Below are 14,843 nucleotides of genomic sequence, written 5' to 3'. Positions count from 1 at the left end.
TGCCTCGCGTCGAATGCGAGGCAGGTGGCCTTTCCTTACAACAACTCGACCGCCACCGCGGTTGCCTCACCGCCACCGATGCAAAGGCTTGCCACGCCACGCTTCTTTTCCGCCTCCCTGAGGGCGCCAAGAAGTGTCACAAGGATCCGTGCGCCAGACGCACCGATGGGATGCCCAAGAGCGCACGCTCCACCATGAACGTTGACCGTCTCAGGGTCCAAGCGCAGGTCATGAATCGCCGCCATCGTGACTACAGCGAACGCCTCGTTGATTTCCCACAAATCGACATCTGCGGTCGACCAGCCGGTCTGACCAAGCAACTTCTGGATGGCCCCCACCGGAGCAGTGGTGAAGTCCGCGGGCGCTTGTGCATGCGTCGCGTGGCCAACGATTCGGGCGAGCGGCTGTACACCCAGCTTCCTGGCAGTCGATTCCCGCGCCAGCACCAACGCAGCAGCGCCGTCCGAAATCGAGCTTGAGTTCGCCGGCGTCACCGTCCCCCCTTTTTTGAAGGCCGGCTTCAACGAGCGGATCTTCTCAAGGTTGACCTTTGGCGGCTGCTCATCGCTCCGCAGCGTGACCTCCCCTGTCCGACCTTGGACCGTGATCGGCGTCGTTTCCCATGCGAAATCACCGCGTTCGATCGCCGCCTTCGCACGCTGGGTCGAGAGAATGGCCCATTCGTCCTGGGCTTCGCGCGAGAATCCATAGCGCTCAGCACAGTCCTCGGCGAACGTACCCATCAGCCGGCCGCGTGTGTCGTCTCGATAGTGATCTTCCAATCCATCGAAGAACATGTGGTCCAGCAACTGCCCGTGGCCGAGCCGATACCCTTTGCGCGCTTTGGGCAGCAGATAGGGGGCGTTCGTCATCGACTCCATGCCCCCAGCAACCATCACGTCGTTGGTAGCAGCGGCGATCGAATCATGCGCCAGCATCACGGCTTTCATGCCGGATCCGCACACCTTGCTGATCGTCGTACACGTCACTGATTCAGCAAGGCCGGCGTTCAGGCAGGCCTGCCGCGCAGGAGCCTGACCAACGCCGGCCGGGAGAACACAACCCATCAGCAGTTCCTGGATCGCGCCAGCATCGATACGCGCGCGCTCGACAGCTGCGCGAATAGCGAACCCGCCCAGTTCCGGGGCTGTCAGGCTTGCGAGATCTCCTTGGAAGCCACCGATCGGCGTGCGTGCGGCGGACAGAATGACGACTGGATCGTTTGTACTCATGTTCGGTCTCCGTTCTGGTGATTTACTTTGCCGCCATCCGGATGGCGCCATCGAGCCGGATGACCTCGCCATTCAAGTAGCCATTGCCAAGCACGTGCTCGACCAGACCAGCGAACTCCGTCGCCTTACCCAAGCGCGAAGGAAACGGAACGGACCGACCCAGCGCCTCTTGCACATCGGCTGGCATCTTGAGCAGCATCGGGGTTTCCATGATCCCTGGAGCAATCGTCACGACCCGAATTCCGGACCTGGCCAACTCCCGCGCGAGCGGCAAGGTCATCGCAACCACACCGCCCTTCGAGGCGGCGTAGGCGGCCTGCCCAATCTGGCCGTCGAACGCAGCAACCGACGCAGTGTTGATGATCACACCGCGCTCGCCATCGTCGTCGGGTGGCTCCTGTTGCATGATTTCGGCGGCCAGCCGAACCATATTGAACGTGCCGCCCAGGTTGATGTTGAGGGTGCGCAAGAACGAGCTCATTGCGTGCGGCCCCTGCTTGCCTACTACCTTCTCCGCGGGCGCGATACCGGCGCAGTTCACCAGGCCGCGCAATGTTCCCAGCGCGGTTGCTGCTTTGAATACGTCTTTTGCTCCCTCTTCGCTCGTCACGTCGGCACAGACAGACGCGCAGCGGAGTTCCTCAGCCAACGCTTCGACGGCCTCCAGATGGAGGTCGACGATCACCACCTTGCCCCCTTGTTCAGAGAGCAATCGGGCAGTTGCGGCTCCCAGTCCAGAGCCGCCACCGGTTACGACGAATACGTTGTTACTGATCTGCATCGGATGATTTCCTGAGGGTGATGGGTCAACTGCTTGCCGACCAAGGGATGTCGGAGTGTGAGGGAAGCGCTTGCGCGCCATGTGTGTTGGCCGCGCTGCGGCGATGGTCGATCATCATGACCGCGACGGTGCCCAATACGCCGGCAAGGCCGATCGCCAAGAAGTTCTGCTCCAGAGGCAGTCGCATCGCCACCAGCATGCCGATCAGCACGGGTGCGGCGATCGCTCCGAGGCGGCCGATACCGGAGGCAAAGCCCACACCGGTCGAGCGAATCGAAGCGGGGTAAAACTCACCGGCGTATGCGTACGCCAGGAGCTGTGTTCCAAGGGTGGAGGCACCGACGACGAACACGACAAGGAAGAGCAGCTCAGTCGATTTCGTGTAACCCATCAACGCCAGCGACACTGCACCGGTCGCGTAGAAGGCCACCAGTACATATTTGATGTTGTACTTGTCGCCCAGCCAACCACCACCCACGGCACCGACCATGGCACCAATGTTGAAAACCAACACAAAGGTAAGTGCGGACCCAAGGCTATAGCCCGACATGGCCATCAACTTTGTGAGCCACGAACTCAACGAGTACACCATGAACAGCCCCATGAAGAAGGCGACCCAGATCATGACTGTGCTGAATCCACGTCCGTCCCGAAACAGCTTGGCCACCGGGGCTTTGGTCACCATCGCCTCTTGGGGCATGACGAACCGGTCTTGGCTACTGACTTGAACCTCCGGCGCGATCTTCCTGATCAGTTGTACGAGCTTCTCGGCACGGTTTCGCTGCACCAGAAACGCCAGCGAATCAGGCATGGTCAGCAAGACGAAGGGAATGATCAGGATGGGCGTGCCGGCGATGAAGAACACGGACTGCCAGCCATAGGCTTCAATCAGTTGCTTGCCGGTGAGCGCCACAAGGATGCCGCCGATGGAGTACCCAGCGAACACCAGGGTGACGAGACGGGCTCGGATCTTGCGCGGAGCATATTCACCCATCTGAGCAGTCACGATGGGAAGCACGCCGCCAATCCCGAGACCTGCGAAGAACCGGGTAATGCTGAAGCTCAACGGATCGTGCGTCAGTCCGGCCGCGGCTGTGAAGAAACTGAACAGCGCGATGCATACGCAAATCGACACAGGCCGGCCGATCTTGTCGGCCAGCGTGCCGAGGTAAATCGCCCCAAACATCATGCCGAACAGGGCCGAGCTCGCCATGAATCCGGCCTTTGCTGCATCCACCCCCATCTGTTTCATGATGGACGGTAATGCCGCGCCCACAACGGCCAAGTCGTATCCGTCGAGCACGAGAATCAGAACACACCAGAACAGGATCAAGCCATGGAAGCGCGAGAATCTCGCGTTCTGTGTGATCCTTTGAATATCAACTTCGTTACTCATGGTCTCCTCCATTTGAGAATGGATATCGTTGGTGGTGCTATTGGTCCATCTGCGGGTAAAGCTAGGTGACGTGATAAACCGTAAAGGTGGAAGAAGGCGCCCTTTCAGAGACGAGCGAGTTCTCAATGCGACTCTCGTCGGCGTAGCCCAGGCTCATGCCCACCAGGAACATGTCTTCTGGCGGCAAGCCAAGCTCTTGCTCGATGAGCTTGTGGTACTTCATGAAGGCGGCCTGAGGGCAGGTGCTCAGACCGTAGGCACGCGCGACAACCATGATGTTCTGCAGGAACATCCCGTAGTCGAGGAGACTGCCGCGCTGCATCACGCGGTCGATCGTGAAGAACAGCCCGACTGGTGCATCGAAGAACTGGTAGTTCCTGCCGTGCTGCGCGTGCATCCTCTGCTTGTCACCCTTCTCGATGCCAAGAAGGCCATAGAGCTTCCATCCGATGTCACGACGCCTGTCGATATAGGGCGACACCCACTCTTCTGGGTAGTAGTCCCATTCATCGGCATGCGCATCCGCCAACTCGGGATCGTTGTCGACTTTGGCGATTGCGGCGCAGACCCGGTCTCGGGCGTCGCCCATGACCACGTGTACCTTCCAGGGTTGAATGTTCACTCCCGTCGCCGCATAGCGCGACACATCAAGAATTGCCTTGATGGTCTCGTGTGGGACAGGCTTCGGAAGATAGGCGCGAACGCTACGTCGCGTAGCAATTGCCCATTCCACAGCCGAACGGATCGATGAAAGTTCATCCGGTGGCGGTCCAGCTCGTTCCATCTACTACCTCGCTCAACTGTCATGCGGACCTCGCGTCCACTTAGAATTCAGATTAGCGAGCGTTTCTCAGCTCCAATGTCTTGCAGCCGACAATCGTTTCCCTCTTTGAAGGTCGGAACTCGATGCATGGAAATGTCTCAGGGGTGACATTCACCCCGTTGGACCAACGCTAGATTGGGATGTGGCTTGAGGAACGGGGAACCCCTCAGGGCCGTGCATTCATAACCCGACGTGGAGACATCGCTATGACCGGAAACATTTATCAGAGCGGGCTTGGCCGTACCCCTGCAAATCACCTCCCGCTGACACCGCTCCACTTCCTTGATCGGTGCGCCGACCAATATCCCGATCACATCGCGATCATTCACGGCTCGATGCGGCAAACGTGGAAGCAAACACGAGAACGCTGCCTGCGCCTGGCGAGCGCGCTCGTCAAGCGGGGCATCAAGCGTGGAGATACGGTTTCGATTCTCGCGCCCAACACTCCCGCCATGGTCGAGGCACATCACGGCATCCCGTTATCGGGCGCAGTGCTCAATGCGATCAACTGCCGGCTGGATGCCGAAGGCGTCCGCTTTATCCTGCGCCACGGCGAATGCAAGGTTCTCTTTGTCGACAGGGAGTTCTCTTCGCTCGCTGCAAAAGCGCTCGAACGGATTGAGAACAAGCCACTGGTCATCGACATCGCTGACATCGAAGCACCCACCGGCGATCTGGTCGGCGAAATGGAGTACGAAACCTTCCTCGCTGAAGGTGACGCTGACTTTCCGGGCGTATGGCCGGAGGAGGAATGGGACGCGATCGCCTTGAACTACACATCCGGCACCACATCGGACCCGAAGGGCGTCGTACCAAGCCATCGGGGCGCTTACCTTATGAGCATGCTCCAACTCACGGATTGGGGCATGCCCCGTCGGCCGGTGTATCTGTGGACGCTTCCCCTGTTCCACGCAAATGGCTGGTGCTTCGCGTGGGCGATCACCGCCGCTGCCGGCACGCACGTCTGCCTGCGAAAGGTGACCGCAGCGAATATCTTTGGCGCCATCAAGCAGCATGACGTGGATCACTTTTGCGCAGCACCGATCGTATTGGCATCGCTCGCCAACTCTTCTGATGCTGAGCGTTGTCAACTGAAGCGTACTGTCCGAGTTAGAACGGCCGGCTCGCCGCCGCCTGCAGCAGTGCTGAAGTCAGTGATTGAGATGGGGTTCGAAGTTGAACACGTCTACGGCATTACGGAAGCATCCGGCACCCCGGTGAGCAGCTTCATCAACCCGGCATGGAGCGATAAGCAGATGGATGAGAAAGCGCGCCTCATGGCTCGCCAGGGCAATCGGGCCTCCGGCTTGGAAGACCTTTGTGTTGCTGACCCAGTCACTTGCGAGCCTGTGCCCCGGGATGGCAAAACTCAAGGTGAGCTCTTGCTCCGCGGCAACATCGTGATGAAGGGCTACCTCAAGAATCCCGAGGCCACTGCCAGCGCATTCAATGGGGGCTGGTTCCACACAGGCGACGTCGCTGTGATGCATCCGGACGGCTATATCCAGATTACGGACCGCTCGAAGGACGTCATCATCTCTGGTGGTGAGAACATTTCTTCGGTGGAAGTCGAAGACGTTCTCCATCGGCATCCGGCTGTCCTGATCGCTGCTGTAGTCGCTCAACCAGACGCAAAGTGGGGAGAGTCACCTTGCGCGTTCATTGAGCTGAAGCCCGGCGTCGCTGCCCCAGACCAAGCTGACATCATCCGCTTCTGTCGTGAGCACCTGGCCCACTACAAGTGCCCGGTGAGGGTCATATACGGGGTACTTCCAAAGACGGGAACGGGCAAGATTCAGAAATTCAGATTGCGGGAACTGGCGGGAAGCCGCGAAGCCATTACGGACCTTTCGAACGTTTAGGTCCTTGGCAGAATCTCCATCCCGAGCCGCATAGGGCAAGCTTGGTCGCCCGAGTCGGGCATGTGGGGAAACCATATTTCGGACCCATATCCAAACTGAGGGCGGCTATCTTCGCCGCCTTGCAGTCGCCGCAGCCGCCGCCGAGGTCGTCGTGAGGTTCTGTCGCCGTCGAATCGATCGGACGTTGAAAAAGATCAACCTTTCCCGCACCAAAAGTGTCGGCGAGCTAATTGCGGAGTACAGCGCTCAGACCGCAAGCCTGGATGTCGCAGGCCTCGCCGCGGGAGCAACTCAAAAGATTCAGGACGCACTGGCATGTGGGGACTTGCGTAGCCTACTGACCATCTATGAAAACAAGGGGTTGCTTGCCCTTGCAGCTCAACACCTGAAGCAAGCGAGATTGACTACCTTTGAGGCATGGCTGACAAGGATCCTGAGAGATGAAGCAAGGGCACCTGAATTGGCCACAGCGCTGAAGGCAGTCCTGCCGGCAGTGCAAGCCACCAACGACCGGCCAGTAGCGGACGTTGAAAAAGCCATGCCGAGCAACTCCTTACGCTCCGAGAAATTCCACTTTGAGCCCGGCGCACCACTTCGATCCTAAACCGTCCCGCGCGGTCTGGGGTCCATGGGAAGGCTCGCCGATCCAGCCAACCGTACCTGTATCAATTCCAGCAGCGCCCGAACACGCGCAGTCACGGAATGGCGATGGCTGTATGCCCCCAACAATTGCAGGGGGGCGGGACACAGATCCAGTGGTACCTCCTGCAATCGGCCCGTAGCAAGGTCTTCCTGGCAGGGATAGGCCGCCACAATCGCGAAGCCGATGCCTTGGCGTGCGCCTGCCACGGCCAATTCCCCGCTGTTGACGCGGTAGCGGCTGCGTACCGGCACTTTGACGATTTCGCCTGCTGCGTCCTGAAACTGCCAGGGCTGGCCCTTCAGCGCACTGAGGGTGGTGATACAGGGCAGAGACTTCAGCTCGCGCACGTGGCGTGGCATGCCGGTCCTGGCCAGCAAGGAGGGTGCAGCAACCACGATACTGGGCAGTGTGGCGAGTTCGCGGGTGATGAAGGCACTGTCCTCCTGATGGCCCCGGTGGAAGACGATGGAAAGGTCAACGTCCTCTCGAAGCACTTCCAGTCCGGTCATCCGGGTATCGCATTCCAGCTCGATGCCTGGATGGAGGCTACAGAATTCGGCGAGGATGGGAGCCAGCAGCCTTGGCGCTTCGCCGGGCATGCACATTTTCAGAGGACCACGCAGTTCGCGCTGTACCGCACCAAGCTCTTCCTGCGTAGAGAGCAGAGTATCGAGCAAGGGCTTGGCGCGTTCGTAGAGCAGTCGACCGGCTTCCGTCATACGCAGGTGGCGGGTGCTTCGCTCCAGCAGGCGCACGCCGAGTCTGCGCTCCAGCGCAGCGACATGGCGGCTGACGTTGGACGAGGGGATGGCCAACAGACGCGATGCGCCAGCAAAGCTCTGCTCATCAACAACTGCCGTGTAGACACGGACCGTATTCAGATCGAGTCCATCGCGCATTGATTATCCCGTTTTAGGTATGAAAGCCTTCCATTTTTACACGCTAGTTCTCTTTAATGACGAAATCTAAGATGCCATTTTGCACGATGCGAAACGGTGAGCCGTGCACCGGGCACCGTATGGACAGGAGAGATTCAACGTGGAAATTGGAATACTTGGCGGCGGCATCGCGGGCCTGAGCGTGGCATTGGCTTTGCGCAAGCAGGGTTACAACCCTCGGGTCTATGAGCGCCGAGCGGAGCCGGCAACCCTGGGGGCCGGCGTGACGCTTTGGCCCAATGCCAGCTTTGTGCTGGAAGAACTGGGGCTATTGCAAGACATCGACGCCATTGGTGGTCGACCGCTAACAATGCACCGCCAGGATGCCGTGGGCAATGCATTGGGAGGCCTCGATATTGCCTTGCTGGACCGGACGATGGGATACCCGACCTACACGGTGCTACGCCGGCACTTGCAGGAGGTGTTACTAGATCATGTAACCCGGGCCAGGATACCGGTGGAGTTCGGACACCGGGCGGTGCGGATTGAGCTGGATGCCAATGGCAGGGCTGTGGCCCATTTCGAGAACGGTGCGAGCATCCGCCCGGATCTGCTCATTGGCGCCGACGGCCGCATGGATTCTGTGGCGCGCAAGTTTGTCGCGGGTGACAACACACCTGTTTATCAGGGCTTCGTGAACTGGATTGGCGTAGCTCAGGGGCAGCATGCGCTAGTGGACGATATTTCGATTCAGGATTACTGGGGGGCGGGCGAGCGCTTTGGTTGCGTCGCGATTCGACCCCAACTGGTGTATTGGGCTGCGGCCCAGGCTCGGCCCCTATCTGAAGCCATACCGACCGCAGATATACGCAAGGAGGTCGAAGATCTGTTCGCGGGATGGCCCGAACCGGTCTCGCATATCATCCGTGCCACGCCCGCAAATGCCATCCGGCTGATTGCGGTGCATGACCTGGAGCCGCTGCATACATGGAGTCGGGCAAATGTACTGCTGGTTGGGGATGCCGCACACGCGCCATTGCCGACGTCGGGGCAGGGGGCCTGCCAGGCGTTGGAGGATGCGTGGCATTTGGCCCGGTGCCTGAATGGCGCAAGCGGCTGCCTGGATGAGGCCTTTCGGGCATTCACGAAGATCCGCAGCCCCAAAACTGCAAAGCTAGCGGAGCAAGGTCGGGTCTTTGCACGCGGGCTGTTCGCCACCGATCCTGAAACCTGCCGCATGCGCAACGAGCGGGCCAAGGCGTCAGATCCTGTGCGTGACGTGCAGGTCTTGGCCGCCGCATGGGGACAGGGCCTGCCAATGCCAAGCTGCACCGACAGCACGCCAGCGCAGGGGGGGCGCTTCGGCAGCCTGTACCGTATTGAATGACGTGCGCTAGATGTCCTTCATCGGGTTTTATGCAAACATTTCTTTCCATCCATCCATCCAGTCAGCTCGCATGCGGGCGTCTGCCGGTAAGCGCTGCATAGCAAACATTGGTCATTGAAACTCGAACGGCGGCAACGGGTCGGGAAGAGCCAGCTGGCGCCCTCCCCTCGGTCTACCGGAGTCAGCCACGAGCCGACATGCCGTGGTAGGGCAGAATTTGCTTTGACCGCTCGACAACAACCGTCCGATGCGGATGTCGGGCGTTGCAACGTCGACACTTGCGAGAATCCACCATGATTCAACTGAGTCAACCCGAAGACGTGCTCCACGCGTTTCAGACCGCTTGGAACAGCCACGACATGCAGTCCCTCGGCACATTGTTTCATGAGGATGCGACATTTGTGAACCGGTTTCGGGCACTACGTGCGGGGCGTCGAGGCGATTATCAAGCTGCATGCGCCCATCCACGCAACTATCTACAGCGATTCCACGCTGGATAACGAACTGATCGACGTGATCCCCATTGGCAACGATGCGGCAGTCATTCACTTCTGGAGCCGCCTCACGGTCGGTGCTGCTCATCCGGCGGGCCCGCACGCTGTCGACACGCTGATCCTTGCCGTGCTGACGCGACAGGTTGGCGAGTGGCGAATCAAGGCGCTCGAGAATGTCACCCTGACGAATCCCCGCACGGGAGAAGCTGTCTTAAGAGACGGCCGGAGTCCTTGATCGAGCAGCAAAGTTGCTTCCACGACGTACGGTGTTGCCTGCTTGCTGGCGGATCGCGCGTCCGACGTGGGTTGGAAGCGGCATATCAAGCAGCTATGACGTTCAGCCGCTTCCTGACTCATTGGCTCACGCGGCTTGGCGCCTGGCCGTCGAGAAATCGGCCCAGCTCTGCGCCCTGCTCTTCCTGTCCTGTGACAATGCGGAATCCGGCGTCTTCGGCGACCTGAACCCGGAGATCCAGAAACGGGTGCTGTCGCTGGCCGCAGGGCTGGCGCATGAGACGCTGGTGTTGAGCGAACTGGCTGTGCAATGCGAGGCTAACGCGCAAGTAGCGTAGTGCGATGTAGTGCGATGTAGTGCGATGAGGGCTGGCCTGCGGGCCGGCCCCAGACCTCGACGAGCGCGATAGAACACATCCGCCCGCACGGATTCCGCCGTGCAGCAGCTAGCGCTATCGGGCGGCGGCCGCGCCGCATGCGCGCGGGCATATACAATAGCGGTCTTCGCCGCCGCTGCGGCTCGCATCCCGCATTTATCGCCATCGGCCGCCCGGCCCGGCCCTGCATTCGCGCCATGTCCCTGATTCTGCAAAGTCCCGCCCCGCTGTCCGCCAACGATATCGACGCCATCCGCGCCATCGCCCAGGCCCCCACGCTCGCGCTGCGCGCGCAGACCGTGGCTGCCGCCGATGCCAGCGCCGCGCTGACACCCGCCCTGCGCGAAGCGCTGGACGCCTACTGCGGCCCGCGCAGCATCGACTGGGCCATCGTGCCCGCCGGCCGCAAGCTGTCGGACTTCAAGCTGGTGGCGATGGATATGGACTCCACGCTGATCACCATCGAGTGCATCGACGAGATCGCAGACTTCTGCGGCCTCAAGGCGGAGGTCTCGGCGATTACCGAGGCGGCCATGCGCGGCGAGATCACTGATTTCAACGAAAGCCTGCGCCGCCGTGTGGCCCTGCTCAAGGGGCTGGACGCCAGTGTGCTGGACCGCGTGTATGAAGAGCGCCTGCGCCTGTCGCCCGGCGCGGAGAACATGCTGCAGACCGTGCAGGCCCTGGGCATGCGCACCCTGCTGGTTTCAGGCGGTTTCGTGCATTTCACCGAAAAACTCAAGCCCCGCCTGAAGCTCGACGTGACCCGCGCCAATACGCTGGAGATCGTCGATGGCAAGCTCACCGGCCAGGTGCTGGGCGAGATCGTCAATGCCGACGTCAAGGCCCGCACGGTGCAGGAAGTGTGTGCGCAGATCGGCGCGGACCCGTCCCAGGCCATCGTCATGGGCGATGGCTCCAACGACCTGAAGATGATGGCCGTGGCCGGCCTGTCGGTGGCCTTCCGTGCCAAGCCGGTGGTGCGCGCGCAGGCCAGCGTAGCGTTCAACCACGTTGGGCTGGACGGCTTGCTGCAGCTTTTCCCGCATTAACTGCCGCTGCCTGCGCCCGGCACCGGCAGACCATATGCGGCGCGCTTGCGAATTGAAATAAGAATTATTATCATCCGGCTTTGTAAGAAATTACTGAGCCCGCCATGCAAGTGTTTGCCGTGCTGCTGGGGTTGGGTGGCGCATGCTGCCTGTACCTGGCATCGCCCAACCAGCGCCTGTTGCTGCTGCCACTATCCGTGCCAGCCACGGCACGAAGCCGCCGCACGCGCCTGTGCTGGCTAGCCACCCTTTCGATCGCCGCCTCGGCGTGGGCATGGAGCCTGACGCAGGGCTGGCCGGCCGCGATCGCGGCCACGCTGGCCACGGTTGGCACCGGCCTGTCCTTATGGCCTTTTGCCGGTGCTTACCGCGATGCGCGGCGCCAGCGCCTCGCCCAGGCCGGCTAATGAAAGCCGCCCCCAGTCCCCAAAACGTCCGCAGCAAACCCAAGCCCGGCATGGGCACCAAGTGGCTGGCCGGCACCCTGCTGGGGCTGCCGCTAGCGGTCGCGCTATCCGCCCTAGGCGTCATCTGGCTGCCCGGCGGCTGGCAAAGCGGAGCCATCGGCGTGATCCTCGCCTGCCTGCCGATCTGGGTGGCGATCCTCTGCGCCAGCCTGCTATTCGCCACCAGCCGCGCGGCCTGGCTTTGGCTCGCAGCGGGCAACCTGATCGCTTACGGCGGACTGTGGGCATGGCGCCTGCTGCTCGCCCCCGGCGCGGCATGAACCGGCGCACCAGGAACCCCGCATGAAAGCCACAACCCTGCGCTTGTACCAAACCCTGCACACCTGGGTCGGCCTGATGGCCGGCTGGGCCCTTTTCATCGCTTTCTTCGCTGGCGCGATCACGGTCTTCCACGAGGAACTGCACGCCTGGCAATCGCCGCAGCGCACGGCCGCGCATAGCCCGGCCGCCCAGCCGGCCAACCCGGCCGCGCTCGACCACTTCATGCAGGCCCTGGTGGCGGCGCATCCCAAGAGCGCAGCCAGCGCCTACGTCACGTTGCCGACGGAGCACGAGCCTGGCTTCACGGCCTACTGGCAAGACCAGGCCGGCGAGTGGCACACCACAACCTCTGCCAAGCTTGACGGGGGCAAGACCACGCCCAAGGACACCGCGCTCGACACGGCGCCCGAAGAATTGGCAGCATTCATCAACAGCCTGCACTACACGCTCGGCGTGCCGGTGGCCGGCAGCTACTTCATGGGCGTTATCGCGGTGCTGTATGGGCTGGCGCTGGTGTCGGGCGTGCTGCTGCACCTGCCGCGGCTCAAGCCGGACCTGTTTGCCATCCGGCCGGGGCGCAACCTCAAGCGCTTCTGGATGGATGCGCACAACGTCGTCGGACTGTTCAGCCTACCCTTCCACCTGGTGTTCGCCATCACCGGCGCGGTGCTATGCCTTGGCTTGGTGCTGGCGATGGTGTTCAACGTCATGGCCTTCGATGGCAAGCTGTCCGAGGCGTTGCCGCGCCTGACCACCGCCTCGCCAGAACTGAAGGCATCAGGCCGCGCGGCGCGGCCCCTGCCGGCCGCTACGTTGCTGGCGGCGGCGCGCGCCAGCGCGGGTGAGCGGTTCACGCCGCTGTCGGTGCGCTATCAGCACTACGGCGACGCCAACGCGCTGATCGAGATTCGCGGCGACAGCGCACGCGTCCTTGGCAACTACGGGTCGGTGTCGGTGCACGCTGCCGCCGGCCAGCCGGACAGTGGCAGCGTGCTGGCGGACCAGACCGCCGCCGGGCGCGACAGCAACCACGCCATCTTCAGCATGATCTACGCGCTGCACTTTGGCACCTATGGCGACTTGGCCCTGCGCCTGGTCTACCTGCTGGCGGGACTGGCGGGGGCCTTCCTGTTCTATTCCGGCAACCTGCTGTGGATCGAATCGCGCCGCAAGACCCGGCAGCAGGCGCAGCCGCGCGTGCACCGCCTGCTGGCGCAGGCGACGGTCGGCGTGTGCATCGGTTGCTGCATCGGCGTGGCGGCAGCCTTCTGCGGCGCCCTGCTCTGGCCCGCGCGGGCTTCCAGCTACACCTACTTCCCGGTCTTTTTCGCGGCGCTTGGATGGGCCCTGATGCGTGCGCCGGCACGCGCCGCGATCGAGTTGCTGTGGGCCGCGGCCGTTGCCGCATTGCTGGTGCCGCTGGTCAATGCGCTGGTAACGGGGGACTTCCTGTGGCGCGCCGCGCTGGCCGGGCACTGGGCCGTGGCGGGCTTCGATATCGGTGCGCTGGCGCTGGCCTGTGGCTTTGCCGCGCTGGCCCGGTTGACGCAGCGCCGTGCGCGCAACGGCCCGCCAAACTCGGTGTGGGCCATGCAAGGGAAGCCTCGCTCTAATGTGGCGGACGCTGCCGCGGCGGGATCGACGGCTGGCTAGGGCGGCAACAAGGCAAAAAAAGGGCCGCCTCGGACAGTGTCCGGGGCGGCCCTTTTTATTTCATGCCACCAGTTGCGATTCCATCGCGCCGCGCAGGTCGGCGATCAGGTCGCGGGTATCTTCCAACCCAATATAGAGGCGCACCAGCTCGCCGGCGTTCTCCCAGCCAACGGGCGGCCAGCTGCCTTGGGGCCGCATGGTCTGGACGTGGTACGGCACCGCCAGGCTATGCGCGCCGCCCCAGGACCAGCCGATCGCGAACAGGCGCAAGGCCTCGACAAAGGCATCGACCTGGGCACGCGTGTAGCGCGCATGCAGCACGATCGAGAACAGGCCTGTGGCGCCGCTGAAATCGCGCAGCCAGAAGTCGTGGCCGGGGCAGTCCGGCAGCGCCGGGTGCAAGACCTTGACCACTTCCGGGCGTTGGTTCAGCCACTCGGCCACTTCGCGCGCGGCGCGGTCGTGCGCCGCCAGCCTGACCGGCATGCTCGGCAGCGAGCGCAGCACCAGGTAGCAATCGTCTGCCGACACGCCCCAGCCCATCAGCATGCGGGCGCGCTTGATGCGGTCATGGAGTTTGTCGTCGGTGGTCAGCACAGCGCCCATCAGCACATCGCTGCCGCCCGACTGGTATTTGGTGAGCGCCTGCACCGAGATGTCGATGCCCTTGTCGAACGGTCGGAAATATACGCCGGCGGACCAGGTGTTATCGATGGCGGTGAGCACCCCGCGCGCCTTTGCCGCGGCCACGATGGCCTCGGTGTCAGGGATCTCCATCGTCACCGAGCCCGGCGACTCCATCCAGATCAGGCGGGTGTTGGGACGGATCAGCCCGGCAATGCCCGCCCCGATCATGGGGTCGTAATAACGGACGGAGACGCCGAAGTCCCGTGCCAGCCATTCGCCGTGCTCGCGATTGGGGCCGTAGACGTTATCCGGGACGAGCACGTCGTCGCCCGACTTGACCAAGGCGAAGTAGACCTGCGAGATCGCGGCCAGCCCCGACGGCAGCAGCAGCGTATGGCGCGCGCCTTCGATCAGCGCGAGGTGCTGGCACAGCGCCTCGCTGGTGGGCGTGGCATGCAGGCCATAGCGCCAGTAGGTCGTGGCACCGTCGCCATGCGCGCGCAGCTCCGCCAGGTTGCGGAACACCACGGTGGAGCCACGATGGGTAGCTTGGGAAAACGAGGCGAAGCCCGGCGCGATATCCAACTCTGGCTGGACGGCCACGGTCGCCAGGTAGGCGGGTTGGGAAGCGGGCTGCTCGGGTGGCTGGCGGTCGGACACGGCGATTCCTTGTCTG

15 protein-coding genes are annotated in these 14,843 nt (G+C 62.3%); 9 read left to right on the top strand and 6 right to left on the bottom strand.

What is annotated here, in order from left to right; genetic code table 11:
* Positions 1 to 35: 35 nt before the first annotated feature.
* The 4 genes from AC07XB_RS28915 to AC07XB_RS28900 form a co-directional block, all read right to left on the bottom strand.
* Positions 36 to 1,232: an acetyl-CoA C-acyltransferase gene (locus tag AC07XB_RS28915; RefSeq protein ID WP_492372814.1), complete on the bottom strand. Its 1,197-nt coding sequence runs from the start codon at positions 1,230 to 1,232 to the stop codon at positions 36 to 38.
* 22 nt (positions 1,233 to 1,254) lie between these two features.
* Positions 1,255 to 2,013 (bottom strand): SDR family NAD(P)-dependent oxidoreductase, encoded by a 759-nt coding sequence (locus AC07XB_RS28910; RefSeq protein ID WP_492807616.1) that lies wholly within the window; start codon positions 2,011 to 2,013, stop codon positions 1,255 to 1,257.
* 25 nt (positions 2,014 to 2,038) lie between these two features.
* Entirely contained in the window at positions 2,039 to 3,409 is a 1,371-nt protein-coding gene (locus AC07XB_RS28905) for an MFS transporter (RefSeq protein WP_492830847.1), read from the bottom strand.
* Positions 3,410 to 3,470: 61 nt separating this feature from the next.
* Positions 3,471 to 4,193, bottom strand: coding sequence for a nitroreductase (locus AC07XB_RS28900; protein WP_492830846.1), 723 nt, complete (start codon positions 4,191 to 4,193; stop codon positions 3,471 to 3,473).
* 245 nt (positions 4,194 to 4,438) lie between these two features.
* Here AC07XB_RS28900 and AC07XB_RS28895 point away from each other — a divergent pair, with 245 nt between their 5' ends.
* A complete protein-coding gene (locus AC07XB_RS28895; protein WP_492830845.1) occupies positions 4,439 to 6,094 on the top strand; it encodes an AMP-binding protein in 1,656 nt (551 codons plus the stop codon).
* Positions 6,095 to 6,278: 184 nt separating this feature from the next.
* On the top strand, positions 6,279 to 6,698 hold the full coding sequence (locus tag AC07XB_RS28890) for a hypothetical protein (protein ID WP_492807623.1): 420 nt from the start codon (positions 6,279 to 6,281) through the stop codon (positions 6,696 to 6,698).
* Here the strand turns inward: AC07XB_RS28890 and AC07XB_RS28885 are convergent.
* Positions 6,695 to 7,636: a LysR family transcriptional regulator gene (locus AC07XB_RS28885; RefSeq protein ID WP_492807625.1), complete on the bottom strand. Its 942-nt coding sequence runs from the start codon at positions 7,634 to 7,636 to the stop codon at positions 6,695 to 6,697. The genes AC07XB_RS28890 and AC07XB_RS28885 overlap by 4 nt on opposite strands.
* Positions 7,637 to 7,775: 139 nt before the next feature.
* Here AC07XB_RS28885 and AC07XB_RS28880 point away from each other — a divergent pair, with 139 nt between their 5' ends.
* The 7 genes from AC07XB_RS28880 to AC07XB_RS28850 all read left to right on the top strand — a co-directional run bounded on the left by AC07XB_RS28880 (position 7,776) and on the right by AC07XB_RS28850 (position 13,540).
* The gene (locus AC07XB_RS28880; protein ID WP_492807626.1) at positions 7,776 to 9,002 is read left to right on the top strand and encodes an FAD-dependent monooxygenase; all 1,227 of its coding nucleotides are present in this window, start codon (positions 7,776 to 7,778) and stop codon (positions 9,000 to 9,002) included.
* A 423-nt stretch (positions 9,003 to 9,425) separates the two neighbouring features.
* Entirely contained in the window at positions 9,426 to 9,731 is a 306-nt protein-coding gene (locus tag AC07XB_RS28875; protein ID WP_492830844.1) for a nuclear transport factor 2 family protein, read from the top strand.
* A gap of 121 nt (positions 9,732 to 9,852) precedes the next feature.
* Positions 9,853 to 10,068, top strand: a complete 216-nt coding sequence (locus AC07XB_RS28870) for a hypothetical protein (RefSeq protein ID WP_492830843.1) — start codon at positions 9,853 to 9,855, stop codon at positions 10,066 to 10,068.
* A 236-nt stretch (positions 10,069 to 10,304) separates the two neighbouring features.
* Complete coding sequence (serB, locus tag AC07XB_RS28865) at positions 10,305 to 11,159, top strand: phosphoserine phosphatase SerB (RefSeq protein ID WP_492372807.1); 855 nt, start codon at positions 10,305 to 10,307, stop codon at positions 11,157 to 11,159.
* Between the two features lie 104 nt (positions 11,160 to 11,263).
* On the top strand, positions 11,264 to 11,566 hold the full coding sequence (locus AC07XB_RS28860; protein WP_492372806.1) for a hypothetical protein: 303 nt from the start codon (positions 11,264 to 11,266) through the stop codon (positions 11,564 to 11,566).
* Positions 11,566 to 11,886 carry a hypothetical protein gene (locus AC07XB_RS28855; protein ID WP_492830842.1) on the top strand — a complete coding sequence of 107 codons (321 nt, stop codon included), beginning with the start codon at positions 11,566 to 11,568 and terminating at the stop codon, positions 11,884 to 11,886. Before AC07XB_RS28860 ends, AC07XB_RS28855 begins: the two co-directional genes overlap by 1 nt.
* Positions 11,887 to 11,908: 22 nt before the next feature.
* Positions 11,909 to 13,540 (top strand): PepSY-associated TM helix domain-containing protein, encoded by a 1,632-nt coding sequence (locus AC07XB_RS28850; protein WP_492807631.1) that lies wholly within the window; start codon positions 11,909 to 11,911, stop codon positions 13,538 to 13,540.
* Between the two features lie 60 nt (positions 13,541 to 13,600).
* Here AC07XB_RS28850 and AC07XB_RS28845 read toward each other — a convergent pair whose 3' ends face one another.
* Entirely contained in the window at positions 13,601 to 14,827 is a 1,227-nt protein-coding gene (locus tag AC07XB_RS28845) for a cystathionine beta-lyase (RefSeq protein ID WP_492830841.1), read from the bottom strand.
* Positions 14,828 to 14,843: the final 16 nt, after the last annotated feature.

This window comes from Cupriavidus sp. GW821-FHT02F09 (assembly GCF_059421605.1).
Note: the sequence above shows the minus strand (reverse complement) of the source record. Positions and strands in the feature narration are given on the sequence as shown.